Here is a 15,920-nt window from a genome sequence, read left to right as displayed (position 1 = left end):
AGAACAGAATGAAAGTATTGATTATCGGCGGCGGCGGTCGTGAACATGCGCTGGCATGGAAGGCTGCCCAGTCTGAACAGGTTAGTCAGGTGTTTATTGCCCCAGGTAATGCTGGCACCGAACTGGAACCGAATATCCAGAATGTTGCCATTGGTGCAGAAAACATTGGCGGTTTACTGGCATTTGCCCAGCAGGAAAAAATCGACCTGACCATTGTCGGTCCTGAAGCCCCGTTGGTGCTTGGCGTGGTAGACAAGTTCCAGGCCGCTGGTTTGCGCATTTTTGGTCCCAGCCAGGCGGCCGCCCAGCTTGAAGGCTCCAAAGCCTTTACCAAGGACTTTCTGGCCCGCCATAATATTCCCACTGCGGCTTATCAGACTTTTACTGAGGTTGGCCCTGCACTGGATTATGTTAAGCAACAAGGCGCACCTATTGTGGTTAAGGCCGATGGCCTGGCCGCTGGTAAAGGCGTTATCGTCGCCATGACGGAGCAGGAAGCGGAAGATGCCATTCGCGATATGCTGGCTGGCAATGCCTTTGGCGATGCCGGTAGCCGGGTGGTGATCGAAGAGTTTCTGAGCGGTGAAGAAGCCAGTTTTATTGTGATGGTGGATGGTAAAAATGTGCTGTCCTTTGCCACCAGTCAGGATCACAAACGTGTGGGTGATGGTGATCAAGGGCCAAATACCGGCGGTATGGGAGCCTATTCTCCGGCGCCCGTAGTTACCGCTGATGTGCATCAACGCATTCTGAACGAAGTGATTTTCCCCACTGTACAGGGCATGGCGTCTGAAGGGCATCCTTATGTGGGCTTCCTGTATGCCGGCTTAATGATCACCAGCGACGGCACACCTAAAGTGATCGAATATAACTGCCGTTTTGGTGACCCGGAAACTCAGCCCATTATGCTGCGTCTGCAATCAGACCTGGTCGGTTTGTGTGAAGCGGCGCTGGATGGCAAGTTGGATAACACTCAAATCGACTTTGATGCTCGCGCTGCAGTGGGGGTAGTTTTGGCTGCCAAGGGCTATCCCAGCGATTACCCTAAAGGTGACGTGATCAGTGGTTTGGGTAATGGTGAAAGCGCTACTGCAAAAGTGTTCCACGCTGGTACCAAAATGCAGGATGGACAGGTTGTCACCAATGGCGGTCGGGTACTTTGTGCCACAGCATTGGGGGAAACAGTCAGCGAAGCGCAGCGCAGCGCCTATAAACTGGTTGAAGAAATTAGTTGGAACGGCATGTTTTGCCGAAAAGATATTGCCTGGCGTGCTATTGCCAGGGAACAGGGCAAGTAAACCCAATACCATTAAGGCCCTGAACGGGCCTTAATGGTTGTTCACAAAGCATTGTTTATTGCACCCTGGGATGCTGTTGGCTTAGATCAACGCGTCTGCGGATAACGTAATATAAAACGCGCGCCTCCCAACGGCGAGCGTTCTACTTTACAACTGCCCTGGTGCCATTGTTGTATCCGTCTGACAATCGCCAGACCAAGTCCGGCCCCTCCGCGTTTTCTGTCCCGTCCTGCATCAGGTCTGAAGAAAGGTTCAAAAATTTTGTCTTTGTCGGCTTCTTCCACGCCCTGGCCGTCATCGTCCACCATCAGACGAATTTCGTCTCTATCTGTTTCAATACTGACCAGAATCCTGCTTTTGGCATAGCGCATGGCGTTTTGCATAATATTTTGCAGCGCCCGCTGCACAAAGTACCCATCAGCCAGCAACTCAGCATCGGATAATTGCAATTCGAGCTTAATATGTGGCGGGCAGTTGGCTGCCATGCGATTGGCTAGTCCTTCCACTAATTCCGCCAGTGGTAAGGTCGAGTAGTCCATCTCCGGTGCGGTATTTTCCATGCTGGCGTAATCGAGCATTTCCTGCACCAGTCGCTCCAATTCTTCAACATCCCGTGTCATATCCTGCCAGGGCGCTGAGCCGGGGGGGGGCTCCATGGCCAGAGCAAACTTCAAGCGTGACAATGGCGTACGAAACTCATGTGCCACGGCTCCGGTCAGTTCCCGTTGATTCTGCACTAACTGTTTGATTTGTGTTCCGAGTTGATTAAATGAATGCATAATGCTGGACAAAGCCGACGCTGAACCGACGGAAATGGCGGGCAGTGAACCATCCTGACGCAAAGAACGTGAGGCTTCTCGTAACTTGGATAAGTCGCGCCAAAGCGGCCAGGTCCATAGTGACAGAAGTAAAGCCAGCAAAGCGAAAAACACACCGCTATACAACCATACATTTAACTGACTGGGTTGATCCGGATGATAAATCTGCAGAAGCTGATTATTGCGGCTGTCGAGGATGTATAGCTGCTGCCCATATTCATCGTCGAACAACACCAGGGGCTGGCCATTTTGCAGTTGTTCAGCCATGTCTTGCGGCCAGGCAATACTGTCTACATCCAGGCGGTCAAGTTTAAGCCCGAAGCCGTCTAGCTGGCTGGGTAAATTTTCTGGTAGCGAAAGTTGTTGGCTAACAAAGGCAGCCGTGGCTGCAACCCAGGGGTCCAGCTTACTGTCGTTCTCCAGGAATACTTTGTCCAGAACTGCCGCCAGCCCAACTAAAGACAGCACAATAAAAACATACAGGCTGACGAACAGTCTGCCCATTATCTAAACCTGAAGAGTGACAAAGACTGCCCGCATATTAATCCCAGGCATCGGCCACAAAGAAGAAGCCTTTGCCCCAAATCGTTTTAATGCGCTGTGGGTTTTGCTGATTATCACGTAATTTTTTGCGCAATCGCGAAATACGTACGTCGGCTGAACGGTCCAGGCCGTCATATTCACGACCGATTAAATCGCGGTAAATCTGTTCACGGTCAACTAACTGTGACGCGTTTTCCGCCAGCATCCATAATAAATCAAATTCATGGCTGGTCAGTTGAATGGGCTCTTCCCCAAGCATGACCTGTCTGGAGGCGCTATCGATACGCAGACTACCGAACTTCAGTTTGCTGGCAGGCTGCGGGATACCAGTTGGTTTGACTCTTCTGAGTAAGGCATGGATACGGGCCAGCAATACACGAGGCTCGACGGGTTTGATCACATAGTCATCGGCACCCAGCTCCAAGCCCAGCACCTGATCATAGTTTGTATCTCTGGCCGTCAGAAACAGAATAGGGCCGTTGAAGGACTGGCGTAAAGAACGGCAGAGCATAAAGCCATCTTCACCTGGCAACATCACATCCAGCAAAATAATATCTGGCTGTTGTTTGCGTACTTGTTGAAGTAAGTCGGTACCATCCGCAAATTGCACAACATCCAACTGTTGGTTACGCAAAAATTCCGCCGTTAACTGGCTTAATCTCTCGTCATCTTCTACCAGAAAAACTTTTGCCATCAGAATAAACTCCAGGGCTTACGTACACGCTGGCGAACAGCACTCAGTGCCTTTACTTCCAGTGTCTCTGTCAATAAGTCGCGGTCATCCTGCCGCATACTGATAACCGAATCTTCACTGTAACTCAGGTTTAAACGAATATGTTGCCGTGGGGTCTGCCAGCATTGCAACTGCTCGTCACTGAGAAACAGACAGCTGTCAGGAGGTAAGTCCCCCCATATTTGAATATCCAGTTGCAATTGGCAGGCTTCCCCCAGCTCTTTAACAATGCAGACACTAGGCTTAACACGCCATCCCAGATCCTGCGCTGCCACTGACAAATGCCAGCCACTGACTGCCATTAATATCAGCAGCCGGTACCAAACCGGCTTCAACCTTGAGTCTCTTCAGAAGTGGTAGGCGGCACCGACAAAAATTCCTCTAATCTTGCTTTCATCCAACAACGGGCTGGCCGTCATCCCTTTATGCAGTTCTGTCCAGGTCAGGCTGCCAATCAGTCGCCAATGCTCAGCTATGGGACGGATAACCTGAATTGACAGAGAAGGATACCAGCCGGAACGGGCTTCATAATAGAGGGAAGTGTCAACCTCGTCGCGATCATCCAGACCGTAATAATAATCTACCAGTTTTGTGCTTTTCCATACCAGTGATGGTGTGGCAACCCAGGTCCAGTGACCGGTTTGCCAGGACAGGCTGTAGCTAAGCTCGGCTTGCTGACCATGGTGAACCTTACCAACGTCTGTCACCATACTGGCCTGAAACTCGCCTGATTCATGGCGAAGGTGCAGCCTGACGCCACCATTAACAGACCAACGCCGGGTGGCCACGTCATCTTTGGAAACGGTACGCTTTACTTCCATCGAGGGGCCAATAAAACCAGACCCCAAGGCCATATTAGAGAATAGATTGGCAGGGTGCCAAAAGGCAAAGTTAGCGGCTTCCTTGTTTAAATTAACGAAGCCTTCCAAAGCGAAGGTGCCATTATCAATAACCTGATAACCTACTTCATCATTATCCAGATAGAAGGCCTCGCCATACCAGGCGATATCGGGTAGAACCACCAGCGGAATATTATCGCCGTCAACCAGAGGATTGCTTCGGACGCCCGCCCCGATGGCCACACCCAACTGCCACTGCCCCTTTTCAATACATTGGCTTTCACAGGCAATAGCAGAGGGACCAGCCATTAGGCCAACCAATACAATCCACAAACCAACCCGCAACGTCATGACAGCTCCTGATACACCGGCAGACAAGGGTAGCAGAGGCCAAGGCCGGACTCATCTATGAATTACAATTATTCACAAATGCTGTCAAATTCGATCTGACCGAAGGAAGGCCAGAAGCTAGGATTGTGTTGTCGGTTTATGGCTAGGAAGCCTGCAGTTACCGACACAGTGCAAGAGCAGGTAACTTAATCCTTTACCTGTGTTGTGGTTGGCCGGTTCTACCGGCCTTTTTTATGTTCAGGATGAACGGTATGCCGTGGGTTCATGGAAGAACAGGAACGGCGATGTTCAGGATGAACGGTATGCCGTGGGTTCATGGAAGAACAGGAACGGCGATGTTCAGGATGAACAGTATGCCTTGGGTTCATGGAGGAACAGGAGCGGCGATGTTCAGGATGAACGGTATGCCGTGGGTTCATGGAGGAACAGGAACGGCGATGTTCAGCAAAAATTCAGTTGTATCCTGTAGACTCATACTCATCGTTCAGACATTTGTGCAGAGGTAAGAGTATGAAACAGGTTACCCGTTCCTTATTGTTGGCTACTACTTTAATGAGTGTCAGTGGTGTCAGTCTGGCCAAGGCCGATGTAGAGATAAACTGGCAGGATCCCGACCGTTATACGGATGTACACCCTGCCAATGAATCCAGAGTAAAGTTCAGAGAAAGAACCTTTGCCGAGATCCAGGAGTACGTAGAAAAGCTGGCAGAGAAGCTTCCCGATGGGCAAAAATTACAGTTGAATGTCACTAATCTGGATTTAGCCGGTCAGGTCTGGCCAGGCAGTTTTGTTGGCCTGAACAGTCCCTCTGATGTGCGCCTAATTAAACGTATTGATATTCCAAGGATGAAGTTTGATTACAAACTATTGGACGCCAGTGGTGAGCAGATCAAAGGTGAGGAAGTGGATCTTAAGGATATGAGCTTTCAGGACAGAGTGAACCCGCTGTTTAACAGTGAATCACTGCGCTACGAGAAAAATATGATTCGGGAATGGTTTAATGAGGCGTTCGCCGACATATTACCTAAAGAATAAACCCACAAAGCCAGGCTCCGCCTGGCTTTGTTTTGGTTAAAGCATTTTTTCAATAGACTTATATAACTCCGTCGCTTTTTCAGCGGACAAGTTATTGCTTTGCGCAGACGGCCCGACGCTGCTGGATACCCTGACAAAATCACTGCTGCCATCCTCTGCATCGTCCTGTTGTTTGTCCTGGCTGGCTGGGCGTGTTTGTTGCTGGGCTTGCAGATTCTGTTCAGTCTGCTGCAATATCCTGGCCTGGGGGGACAGTTCCACTTTGGGTTGTCCGGCACCGATACCAAAGGCAACAGGCTTTTCTTCTGCCGCGTTGACCGACTGTTGGCGGAAAGATGAATTTAAACTTGTGTTGGTTGCCAGTACTTCCATTACAACCTCCCCTTGATGCTTCGCACTTAGTTCAGTTCCATCAGATTTTCAACGGAACCTGTATAAGTATGCACCAGGCAGGCTAAAAAACAACCTGTCTGGCTCAGCCTTTCAGGCTGTCTTTAAAACCGGCCAGGGTCGAAAACAACAGTTCCATTTTGCGCACGACGTTGGCTAGTTGGGGCTCAAAGGTTTCGGTATCTGTCTGGTTTTCGAGAGTAACGATATCGCGAGCCAGTTCTTCAACATAAGGCCCAAACCTTTTACTTTGAACCTCAAATCCAGCGTCATCGGCAAACACCTGCTGGAATTTTCCCTGGCCTTGCTGATGCAGCTTGGCCAGTGACTGGTCGGCGTCCAACGCGCGCCGATAGATGACCTGCATGTTGTCTTTGAGTTTATCCAGAATGCTTTGCATGGAAAAAATTCACTTTTTTATTAAAGATGCGCTAAGGCATGCCGATAAGCTGTCGAAGGTGGGCAATTCTGCCCGCTTTTAAACTCAGTCTCAAGCTGTAAGAGGAACAGGTATGGAACTACAAGGTGCTTCTACCTCTGGAATGTCCGACGTGTCGGCAGAACTTCGCTCTGCAAAACTTGCTAAAAATCAGCAGGAACAAGAGGGCAAAGCCGCACTTCAGTTGCTGGATTCAGCTTCTGGCGTACCCAAAGCTTCTTCGGCAAATCCTGCGTTGGGATCGACTATCGATACCTTCGCCTGATTGGCAGCCCGACCCTGGCCAGGCTTGCCTGCGTTAGGGATGAAGATGTAAGTCGACGGGCGTCTTGCCGGGCTGGTGACCAATTTCTCTGACGAGTTTGGACACCAGGTATCCCGGCAGACGCTTTATCATTCCTGCCATTATTTGTCTTGCCTGGCTGTCATCCACCGCAAAATGCGCCGCGCCTTGTACCTTGTCCAGCAAATGCAGATAGTACGGCAGTACGCCAACAGCAAATATTGCTTCACTAAGCTCCACTTGAGCCTGCACAGAATCGTTCACACCTTTTAGCAATACAGCCTGATTCAGCAAAGTAACACCGGCAGCACGTAGCTTGTGTAGTGCTTCTTCGAGCTTTTTATCCACTTCATTGGCATGGTTGATATGCAGCACCATGACAGGGCGCAGACGGCTGTCGGCAAACCAGCCAAGTAGCTCATCAGTTATCCGCGCCGGAATTACCACCGGTAGCCTGGTATGCAGGCGCAAGCGTGTTACATGCGGAATGTTTGCAACCTCCTGGCTAAGCCAGGCGAGGAAATCATCTTTGGCCATCAGAGGGTCGCCACCTGAGTAGATAACCTCGTTAATCTCCTGATTGGCGCGAATATAGTTCAGTGCCTGTTGCCATCCTTGCCTGGAGGGGGCGTTGTCTGCATAAGGAAAATGGCGGCGAAAACAATAGCGGCAGTTTATCGCGCAGCCACCGCGAATAATCATCAGTACCCGACTTTGATACTTATGCAATAAACCCGGCACGGCACTTTGCTGTTCGTCCAGTGGGTCTGCACTGTATCCCGGTGTTTCAAGCAGTTCCTCTTCCAGGGTGAGTACCTGGCGCAATAAGGGGTCATTGGCATCGCCTTTTTTCATTCTTTCAACAAAAGGCCGTGGCACTATCAGCGGAAATAGTTTTCTGGCGGCAAAGCCGCTGACAAAGGCTTCTGCGGGCAGGTCCAGCGCTGCCAGTAATTTACCCGGATCGCGATATGCCAATGCCAATTCTTTTTGCCAGGAAGTCTCTACAGCGGGGACAATTTTAGGTATTATCTGCGCCAATAACGTGCTCTCAAAACGTAATGAGGAAAAGATGGCATTTTACAGCACAAACGAATTCAAAGCTGGACTAAAAATCATGCTCGACGGTGAGCCATGCAACGTCCTCGAAAACGAGTATGTCAAACCCGGTAAAGGCCAGGCCTTTAACCGGGTTAAGATCCGTAAGCTGATTTCTGGCAAAGTGCTGGAGAAAACCTTCAAATCAGGCGATACCGTTGAAGGTGCCGATGTAATGGATCTGAGCCTGTCCTACTTGTATACCGACGGTGAATTCTGGCATTTCATGAACAATGACACCTTCGAGCAGATTGCTGCTGATAAAGCCGCAGTAGGTGACAACGTTAAGTGGCTGGTAGAAAACGACCCTTGCACTATTACCTTGTGGAATGGTTCGCCTATCACTGTCACACCACCTAACTTTGTGGAACTGGAAATTACCGAAACCGATCCTGGCCTTAAAGGCGATACTGCAGGTACTGGTGGTAAGCCTGCCACCTGCAGCACAGGGGCGGTAGTGCGTGTGCCTTTGTTTGTGCAGACCGGCGAGGTGATTAAGGTTGATACCCGCAGCGGCGAGTATGTTTCCCGGGCGCAGAAGTAACACCTAAACTTGCTTTGAAAGCCCACTTCAGGTGGGCTTTTTTCATTGTTGCAGATATTGAGTTCAACATGGCATCTTCATCAGTTTCCTGGCGGCCAACGGCCAGCATCGCTACCTTGCAAAAACGCGCTGAGTTAACGGTGGCAGTACGGTCATTCTTTGCCAGGCGCGGTGTCTGGGAAGTGGAAACCCCTTGTCTTTCAAGTGCTACGGTAACAGATGAGCATCTGCAGGGCTTCAGTACTGAATTTGTTGGGCCGGGTGCTGCCCAAGGGCGTACCTTATACCTGCAAACCTCGCCTGAATACGCTATGAAGCGATTATTGGCGGCAGGCAGTGGCGCTATCTTTCAGATCTGTAAAGCCTATCGCAATGAAGAGTCGGGGCGTTGGCACAACCCGGAATTCACTATGTTGGAGTGGTACCGGCCAGGTTTTGATCATTTCGATTTAATGCAGGAACTGGACGAGCTGGTACAACTGATCTGCAGTACTGAGCCAGCCGAGCGAATCAGCTACCAACAGGTGTTTATGCAGCATGTTAAGCTGGACCCGTTATCCTGTAGTCTGGCTGAGCTTAAGCAGGCCGCCGCGCAACTGGGGCATGGCGAGCTGGCAGCGGCAGAAACTGACCGCGATGTGCTGTTACAACTGCTGTTTTGCGATGCGGTTGAACCACAAATCGGTCAACAGCGACCTTGTTTTGTCTATGACTTTCCTGCCAGTCAGGCCGCATTGGCTAAACTTAATCCTGATGATCCACGCGCAGCACAGCGTTTTGAACTGTATTTCCGCAATCTGGAACTGGCCAATGGCTTTCACGAACTGGACGACGCCGGTGAGCAAAAGGCCAGATTCGAGCAAGACAATCTGAAAAGGCGCTCGCAGGGCAAGCAGGAAAAACCCATAGATCCCATGCTGTTGCAGGCACTGGAAGCCGGCATTCCCGCCTGTGCCGGAGTGGCAGTAGGGTTGGACAGGTTGTTTATGCTAGCGTTGGCGCAATCCAGCATCAGTGATGTGCTGAGTTTTGATGTAGGAAATGCCTGAGCATGAGACTGAATGACGCCCAGGACAAAGCTGTAAAATATATCTCAGGACCTTGCCTGGTATTGGCTGGCGCTGGCAGCGGTAAAACCCGCGTTATTACCAACAAGATTGCCTATCTGGTCAGGGAATGTGATGTGCCCGCTCGCGGTATTGCGGCGGTAACATTCACCAACAAAGCCGCCCGGGAAATGAAAGAGCGGGTGGCGCAGACCCTGGGTAAACAGGAAGCCAGGGGCCTGAAGGTGTCTACCTTTCATACCATGGGCCTGAATATTATCAAGTCAGAAGTAAAAGCTCTGGGGTTAAAGGCGGGGTTTTCCCTGTTTGATGATAAAGACAGTCTGGCGCTACTAAAAGACCTGACGCAGGAGCAGTGGGACGGTGACAAAGAGCAGCTTGCGCTGCTGCAAAGCTGCATTTCCAACTGGAAGAATGACCTGATTCTGCCCGAGCAACTGCAACGAGCCGCAACATCTGCTGGTGAAAAGGAGTTTGCCGAGTATTACCTGCGCTACCAGCAAAATCTGAAAGCTTACAATGCCCTGGATTTTGACGACCTGATTCTGATGCCAACCCTGCTGCTGCGGCATAACGAAACGGTTCGGCACAAATGGCAGAACAAAATTCGTTATCTGCTGGTGGATGAATATCAGGATACCAATACCAGTCAGTATGAACTGGTCAAGCTGCTGGTCGGGGAGCGGGCGCGCTTTACCGTGGTTGGTGATGATGATCAGTCCATTTATTCCTGGCGCGGTGCCAAGCCACAGAATCTGGTGTTGCTGCAGAGTGATTTCCCCAAACTCAGGGTGATCAAACTGGAGCAGAATTACCGTTCATCGGGCCGTATTCTGCACAGTGCCAACATTCTGATTCAGAATAACCCCCATGTGTTCGACAAGAAGCTGTTTTCTGAACTGGGTTATGGTGAACCGCTGAAGATACTGCAGGCCAAAAACGAGGAGCATGAGGCCGAGCGGGTGGTGGCCGAGCTGATGGCACACAAGTTTATGAATGGTACGCAGTTTAAGGACTATGCCATTTTGTACCGGGGCAATCACCAATCCAGACTGTTTGAAAAGACGCTGACCACTAACCGAATTCCTTACAAAATCAGCGGCGGTACGTCTTTTTTTGCCAAGGCTGAGATTAAAGACATTATGGCTTACTTGCGCTTACTGGTGAATCAGGACGATGACAATGCCTTGCTAAGGGTGATTAATGTGCCCGCCAGGGGCATTGGCCGGGCTACTCTGGAAAAACTAGGTAACTTTGCTAATGAACTGCATGAGTCATTGTTTAGCGCATCCTGCCATGGGCAATTGCATAGTGTGTTATCCGGCAAAGCCCTGACGGCGGTACAGAATTTCAGTCGCTGGTTGGTGGAACTGTCCGACCAGGCTGTGCGGGGGGATACCACCCAAGCCATCCGCGACATGATCAAAAGCATGCATTACGAAGAATATCTGTATGAGTCCAGTGCCAGTCCCAAAGCCGCAGAATGGGCCATGAGCAATATCAGCACGCTGTTTGGCTGGATCAACGACATGCTGGAAGGCAATGAGCTCGACCCGCCCATGAGCTTGCAGGAAGTGGTAAACCGGCTGATTTTGCGCGATATGATGGAACGGGGGGAAGACAGTGAGGAGTCCGACCAGGTACAGCTAATGACCCTGCATGCGTCAAAGGGCCTGGAGTTTCCTTATGTGTTTATGGTGGGGATGGAAGAAGGTCTGCTGCCGCATCAAAGCAGTATCGATGAGAACAATATAGAGGAAGAGCGACGTCTGGCTTACGTTGGCATCACCCGTGCCCAGCGAGAGTTGTTTTTCACCCTGGCGAGAGAGCGTCGTCAGTACGGCGAAGTAATAAACCCGGAGCCCAGTCGATTCCTGTATGAACTGCCACAGGATGATCTGGTTTGGGAGCATAAAAAAGTTAAGGACAGCGCCGAGGTCAGACAGAAAAAAGGAGAGGTAGGGATCGCCAATCTGAGAAACTTGCTTAAACGCTGATTTTTCGGCTGGGTCCGCTGGTCAGTAATTCCATACGTTGAGACGGCATCACAAAACTACCCTGACCGAACTGGCAACCAATTTCTCGCAATGCGTCAAACTGGGCCTGTGTTTCAATGCCTTCGGCTATCAGTTTAAAGCCAAGGTGTTCGGCAATGCTGATAACGGACTGAATCATCTTCAGGTTCTTCTCTGACCTGGGCAGGGATTTAACAAAGCGATGGTCCACTTTCACATAGTCAAACGGGTAGGAATACAGGTAGGAAAGTGATGCCAGGCCGCTGCCAAAATTGTCCAGTACCAGTGTGACACCTGCCCGCTTGAGCTTCTTTAAGGCAGGCAGAATATGAGTGGAGCGCTTATTCAGATCGTTCTCGTCAAATTCCAAGACCAATTGTGCGGGGGAAATTCCGGCCGCTTCCACCTGCTCCAGCATCTGGGTGACTAATTTGTTCTGCAACAGATGATTAATGCTCAGGTTCAGGGCCACGCGTACAGGTTGTTTGGCCATACCCTGCATCTGGCTCAGGCATTCGCAGGCCCGTTCCAGCATAAAGTTATCCATTTCTATGGTCAGGCCGCTATGCTCGGCAACTTGCCAGAATTGTTCACGCTTCACCTTACCCAAGGTTGGGTGCTGCCAGCGGATATAGCACTCCAGATATACCCAATCCTGATTATCCAGATTAACAGCAGGCTGGCAGTAGCATTCGAACAGACTTTCTTTGAGCATGCGGCGGAACTCACTTTCCAGCTCAAGTTCTTCCAACAGGCGTTCCCGCATACTACTGTCGAAGGTCATAAAGCGGCCACGGCCCAGTGCCTTGGCCTGGTACATGGCGGCATCGGCATCGCGAATCACTTCTTCGGCCTTTTTATACCAGCTTTGAATAAAAGCAATACCGATACTGGCCCCTGAGTACATTTCCTTATCGTCCAGTACAAAGGGATTAGACAGTAAATCAATAATACGGCTGGCGACTTCTTCGGCGTCTTCTTCGTGTTCCAGACTGTCCAGTAATATCACAAACTCGTCGCCGCCCAACCGTGCTAATAAGTCATGGCCACGAATACATTGACTAAGACGTTTGGACACCTCAATCAGGAACATATCACCAGCATGATGGCCGATGGTGTCGTTGATTAATTTGAATCTGTCCAGGTCAATAAACAGTACGGCAAAGTTGTGGTCAGGGTGGCGTTTTTTATTGGCCACCGCCAGTTCCAGTCTGTTACTGAACATAACCCGGTTGGGCAGGTCGGTGAGGGCATCGTGATGAGCGTCATGGATTAACTTCAGCTCTATCTCTTTACGTTCTTCTATCTGCTTTTTCAGGTGCTGGTTGGTTTTATACAGCTCCTCGGTGCGTTCCTTAACCTTTTCGGCCAATTGCAGATTAATGGTCTGCAAGGCATCGGCTACCCGCTTGCGCTCCATGGCAACGGCAATATGGTGGGACACAAATTTCAGTAGTTCCAGATCTTTTAGGGTGTAGCCTTTCTTGCTCTCATAGGTCTGTACGGCAATCACGCCGGAAATCTCGCCATCTACCACCAGGGGTGAACCCAGCCAGGAATTGTCACGCTGGATCATTTTGTCGCTGACCCGTTTATCCAGCTCGCCTTGTTCGGTTAACAATCTGGAACGCTGCGCGTCAATCAGGGCAGCCTGGCCATTGGTGAGCACATATTCGGTCAAGCCTTTACCCAGGGGGCGCGGGGCGATACTTTGCTCAAGCTCATCGCTGAAGTACGGAAAATTCAGCAGATTCTGCTGCTTATCCCAAATGGCGATGTAACAGTTAGGGGCACTGAGTAGTCTGGATAAAATGTCATGCAGGCTGGAATAGAAGTCCTGCATATCGCCTTCCACATTGGCAGACAGTTCGGAGATCTCAAATAAGGCCTGCTGCAGTGACTCTATTTTTTGTCTTTCCTGGATTTCATCCTGCAGCTCTTCGTTCATCTGTCGCAACTGACGGGTGCGCTCGCGGATGGTCTTTTCTGTGATCTCACGGTTTTTCACCCTGTCCAGGGCATTGACGATATGCTGAGACACAAATACCAGAAATTCCAGATCCTGCTCTGTGTATCGTATCGACTCATCATAGCTTTGCACTACCATGGCACCTACGGTTTGTGCGCCACGTTTGAGGGGAACGCCCATCCAGTCGACCGGATCAGAGCCCAGTTCTTCCACTTGAATATGTTTTAACCGCTGGTGATAGTTTTCCTGAGTCAGAAACAAGGCTTCGCCGCTGCGCAGCAGGTATCCGGTCAAACCTTTGTTCAATTCTGCAGAAGGCATCTGTCGCACTTCCAGCTCATCGAACTCGTCGACAAAATAGACAAAATCTACCAGCTCGGCGGTTTGGTCATACAAGGCAACAAAGAAATTACGGGCATTCATCATGCCACTGATAATGTCGTGAATGGCGGGATACAGACGAGACAGCTCGCTAACGGAGTTTGCAAGCTCAGAAATATCAAACAGGGCCTTCTGCAGGGCTTCTGCCTGTTTATATTTTTCTGTTAGTTGCTGCAGTTCTGGCACAAGAGCGCGTAACTCTTCAATGCTCATGGACTCAGCGAGTTTTTCAGGTGCCATGTTGCCTTTGTTAAGCGAATTGCTTTAGGTGTTATAGTTTATTGGTCGCTAACCGGCCAAAAATAGCGCAATTCAAACAAAAAGACCACCAAAAAGGTGGTCTTGCATATAGCCAAAAAGCCTTTGTCGGCGGTTTTACAGCCCTTCGATCATATGTTCGATAGCGGCTTTGATTTCTTCATCCGAGCAGTTACCGCATGTCCCTTTTGGCGGCATGGCGTTGAAACCGTTGATGGCATGATTCAACAGCGTATCCACCCCTTTGGCGATACGATCATTCCAGGCGGCTGCATCACCGGCTTTCGGTGCGCCCATAACGCCAGTACCATGGCAGGCAAAGCAGGACGATTTAAATACGTCTGCACCAGAACGGGGACCTGATGCGGCAGCGGTTTGCGCCTGAGCACCTGCCACGTGAATTTGCCCAACAGGTTTGATGCGGTCTTTAATCGCATCACGAGCCATGTCGTCGGCCTGGCCAGCGAATACTCCCAGCAGACCTGCACCCAACACCAGTAAAGCTTTAATTTTCACAACCTACTCCCGCACCGATTCTGGTCTTTCATTAGATGTATGTTTTGGGCTCAGATTATAACGGTTAATCGGTGCCCTACAACCATTTATACACTATTAGTGTGGTCTTTATTGCCCTTACCTGCGGTTATACCCACCTTATGCTTGGCCAAGGTTATCTACAGGATTGATTTCAACTGTCTAATCAGGCATAGTACGCGGCCTCCAGACATCCCGTCTTGCTCTCGTGGTGAAATGGATATCACGTGGCCCTCCGGAGGCCAAGTTATAGGTTCGATCCCTATCGAGAGCGCCATACCTTTCAAGGCTTTTTACGATAGTTTTCACTATCAGAATATTGTCCGTGACCACAATTGGTAAGGCCACTAGATGCCAAACTTAAGTCTAAGCTCGAATTCTTCACTGGTGGTAAAGCATTCCCTGGCTAGTAAAAATGTCTAAGAATATCTAGAAATGTCTAAGCTATTGCTTGCTGGACATTCTCCAAATCTTACCTTCGCTCTCAATCCAGCCCTCTTTTTTCAGGGCTTGTTACAGATTTTTGATCTTGTGGTGTTTCTGGGGGGCGTCCAATACATCAGGCAATTTGTCTAAAAGTAGCCCGTCAATGTCTACAGGTCTTGCTGTACCGAATTTGTCCAAATATTCGACAATAAGTTGTTTGTAGTGATGGTCATCAAAGGCTCTGTTACGAATATATTGGGCCCTGTCTCCACTATGATCCGCCAGTTGCGCTGGAATATGATAGTTAGGCTTACGGCCTTCGATCAGTCTAAGAGCCTTGAGGTGTTTGGCCTGACCATCCGTGAGTGGTTTAGGTTTTTGTACCCGATCCAGCAACAGAATGTGTTCCAATGTCAGGTCTGGGTATTCGGCCAGCTTTCTGGCGTAGGCTATATCTGCGACTCGACCAATGATGGTGACTTGAACGCGATTATTCTTTAGCTCGTATTCCGGCAGAGGGAAGTAACGTTTCTTTTGAATGAGGAACATCTTGCGAATGCGCTGCCAATGGTATCAATCATGTTCAAATTGACCATAGCATCGGTTAGAAAACGATTGCGGTAACGGCTCTCAGGAGCACCGGCTTTTATAACAGATTCTACCGAGCCGGGAATAAACTGTCCCAAGTTGCTGAAGCACAAATGACCATCCCCAAACTCAACCACCGAGACCTTACCGCCCAGCTCGTAATCCTGATGGGCAATGGCATTATTGAGGGCTTCACGTATGATGTATGGGTCGTATTGATCCACTTCCTCCGGGAACAGTGTGCCTTCTTTCATATAGCGGTACTTTAGGTTCCGCACCTTATGAAAAACCTCATCTACGCTCACAGCCAA

17 protein-coding genes and 1 tRNA gene are annotated in these 15,920 nt (G+C 49.9%); 7 read left to right on the top strand and 11 right to left on the bottom strand.

From position 1 onward, the window contains the following. Positions 1–8: 8 nt before the first annotated feature. On the top strand, positions 9–1,298 hold the full coding sequence (gene purD / locus CSR04_RS01370; protein ID WP_102794434.1) for a phosphoribosylamine--glycine ligase: 1,290 nt from the start codon (positions 9–11) through the stop codon (positions 1,296–1,298). A gap of 86 nt (positions 1,299–1,384) precedes the next feature. Here the strand turns inward: purD and CSR04_RS01365 are convergent, their stop codons facing one another. From CSR04_RS01365 to CSR04_RS01350, 4 genes are read right to left on the bottom strand one after another with little or no spacing between them, the layout of a single operon-like run. Next, positions 1,385–2,620, bottom strand: a complete 1,236-nt coding sequence (locus CSR04_RS01365) for an ATP-binding protein (protein WP_102794433.1) — start codon at positions 2,618–2,620, stop codon at positions 1,385–1,387. A 37-nt stretch (positions 2,621–2,657) separates the two neighbouring features. After that, positions 2,658–3,353 carry a response regulator gene (locus CSR04_RS01360; protein ID WP_102794432.1) on the bottom strand — a complete coding sequence of 232 codons (696 nt, stop codon included), beginning with the start codon at positions 3,351–3,353 and terminating at the stop codon, positions 2,658–2,660. Beyond that, positions 3,353–3,727, bottom strand: coding sequence for a DUF3019 domain-containing protein (locus tag CSR04_RS01355; RefSeq protein WP_146027079.1), 375 nt, complete (start codon positions 3,725–3,727; stop codon positions 3,353–3,355). Before CSR04_RS01355 ends, CSR04_RS01360 begins: the two co-directional genes overlap by 1 nt. 12 nt (positions 3,728–3,739) lie before the next feature. Beyond that, entirely contained in the window at positions 3,740–4,582 is an 843-nt protein-coding gene (locus CSR04_RS01350; RefSeq protein ID WP_102794430.1) for a MipA/OmpV family protein, read from the bottom strand. A gap of 510 nt (positions 4,583–5,092) precedes the next feature. Here CSR04_RS01350 and CSR04_RS01340 point away from each other — a divergent pair. After that, complete coding sequence (locus CSR04_RS01340; RefSeq protein WP_102794428.1) at positions 5,093–5,617, top strand: DUF3016 domain-containing protein; 525 nt, start codon at positions 5,093–5,095, stop codon at positions 5,615–5,617. Between the two features lie 36 nt (positions 5,618–5,653). On the opposite strand, the gene CSR04_RS01335 is transcribed toward CSR04_RS01340, so the two are convergent. After that, a complete protein-coding gene (locus tag CSR04_RS01335; protein WP_102794427.1) occupies positions 5,654–5,989 on the bottom strand; it encodes a hypothetical protein in 336 nt (111 codons plus the stop codon). A 103-nt stretch (positions 5,990–6,092) separates the two neighbouring features. Further along, positions 6,093–6,407, bottom strand: a complete 315-nt coding sequence (locus CSR04_RS01330) for a hypothetical protein (RefSeq protein WP_102794426.1) — start codon at positions 6,405–6,407, stop codon at positions 6,093–6,095. 112 nt (positions 6,408–6,519) lie between these two features. Between CSR04_RS01330 and CSR04_RS01325 the strand changes: the two genes are divergently transcribed. Continuing rightward, entirely contained in the window at positions 6,520–6,711 is a 192-nt protein-coding gene (locus tag CSR04_RS01325; protein WP_102794425.1) for a hypothetical protein, read from the top strand. 33 nt (positions 6,712–6,744) lie between these two features. On the opposite strand, the gene epmB is transcribed toward CSR04_RS01325, so the two are convergent. Beyond that, a complete protein-coding gene (gene epmB, locus CSR04_RS01320) occupies positions 6,745–7,770 on the bottom strand; it encodes an EF-P beta-lysylation protein EpmB (RefSeq protein WP_102794424.1) in 1,026 nt (341 codons plus the stop codon). Positions 7,771–7,801: 31 nt separating this feature from the next. Here epmB and efp point away from each other — a divergent pair, with 31 nt between their 5' ends. The 3 genes from efp to rep all read left to right on the top strand — a co-directional run bounded on the left by efp (position 7,802) and on the right by rep (position 11,435). Beyond that, positions 7,802–8,371 (top strand): elongation factor P, encoded by a 570-nt coding sequence (efp, locus tag CSR04_RS01315; RefSeq protein ID WP_102794423.1) that lies wholly within the window; start codon positions 7,802–7,804, stop codon positions 8,369–8,371. Positions 8,372–8,439: 68 nt separating this feature from the next. Beyond that, positions 8,440–9,420 carry an elongation factor P--(R)-beta-lysine ligase gene (epmA, locus tag CSR04_RS01310; RefSeq protein ID WP_102794422.1) on the top strand — a complete coding sequence of 327 codons (981 nt, stop codon included), beginning with the start codon at positions 8,440–8,442 and terminating at the stop codon, positions 9,418–9,420. Positions 9,421–9,422: 2 nt separating this feature from the next. Beyond that, on the top strand, positions 9,423–11,435 hold the full coding sequence (gene rep, locus CSR04_RS01305) for a DNA helicase Rep (protein WP_102794421.1): 2,013 nt from the start codon (positions 9,423–9,425) through the stop codon (positions 11,433–11,435). On the opposite strand, the gene CSR04_RS01300 is transcribed toward rep, so the two are convergent. Together CSR04_RS01300 and CSR04_RS01295 are read right to left on the bottom strand one after the other, a co-directional pair. Further along, complete coding sequence (locus CSR04_RS01300; protein ID WP_102794420.1) at positions 11,425–14,043, bottom strand: sensor domain-containing phosphodiesterase; 2,619 nt, start codon at positions 14,041–14,043, stop codon at positions 11,425–11,427. The two genes, rep and CSR04_RS01300, sit on opposite strands and share 11 nt — an antisense overlap. Positions 14,044–14,178: 135 nt before the next feature. Next, positions 14,179–14,577, bottom strand: a complete 399-nt coding sequence (locus CSR04_RS01295) for a c-type cytochrome (protein ID WP_102794419.1) — start codon at positions 14,575–14,577, stop codon at positions 14,179–14,181. Between the two features lie 220 nt (positions 14,578–14,797). On the opposite strand from CSR04_RS01295, the gene CSR04_RS01290 reads away from it, so the two are divergent. Beyond that, positions 14,798–14,872 (top strand) — tRNA-Arg (locus tag CSR04_RS01290). Between the two features lie 236 nt (positions 14,873–15,108). Here CSR04_RS01290 and CSR04_RS25105 read toward each other — a convergent pair. Together CSR04_RS25105 and CSR04_RS25100 are read right to left on the bottom strand one after the other, a co-directional pair. Beyond that, a complete protein-coding gene (locus CSR04_RS25105) occupies positions 15,109–15,570 on the bottom strand; it encodes a hypothetical protein (protein ID WP_216362488.1) in 462 nt (153 codons plus the stop codon). Next, positions 15,519–15,887, bottom strand: coding sequence for a hypothetical protein (locus tag CSR04_RS25100; protein WP_216362487.1), 369 nt, complete (start codon positions 15,885–15,887; stop codon positions 15,519–15,521). Before CSR04_RS25100 ends, CSR04_RS25105 begins: the two co-directional genes overlap by 52 nt. Between the last annotated feature and the right edge of the window lie 33 nt (positions 15,888–15,920).

Origin of the sequence: Bowmanella denitrificans (genome assembly GCF_002887595.1) — a bacterium.
Taxonomy (GTDB): Bacteria; Pseudomonadota; Gammaproteobacteria; order Enterobacterales; family Alteromonadaceae; genus Bowmanella; species Bowmanella denitrificans.
The sequence above is the reverse complement of the archived record's forward strand: the minus strand, read 5'-3'. Positions and strand labels throughout refer to the sequence as shown.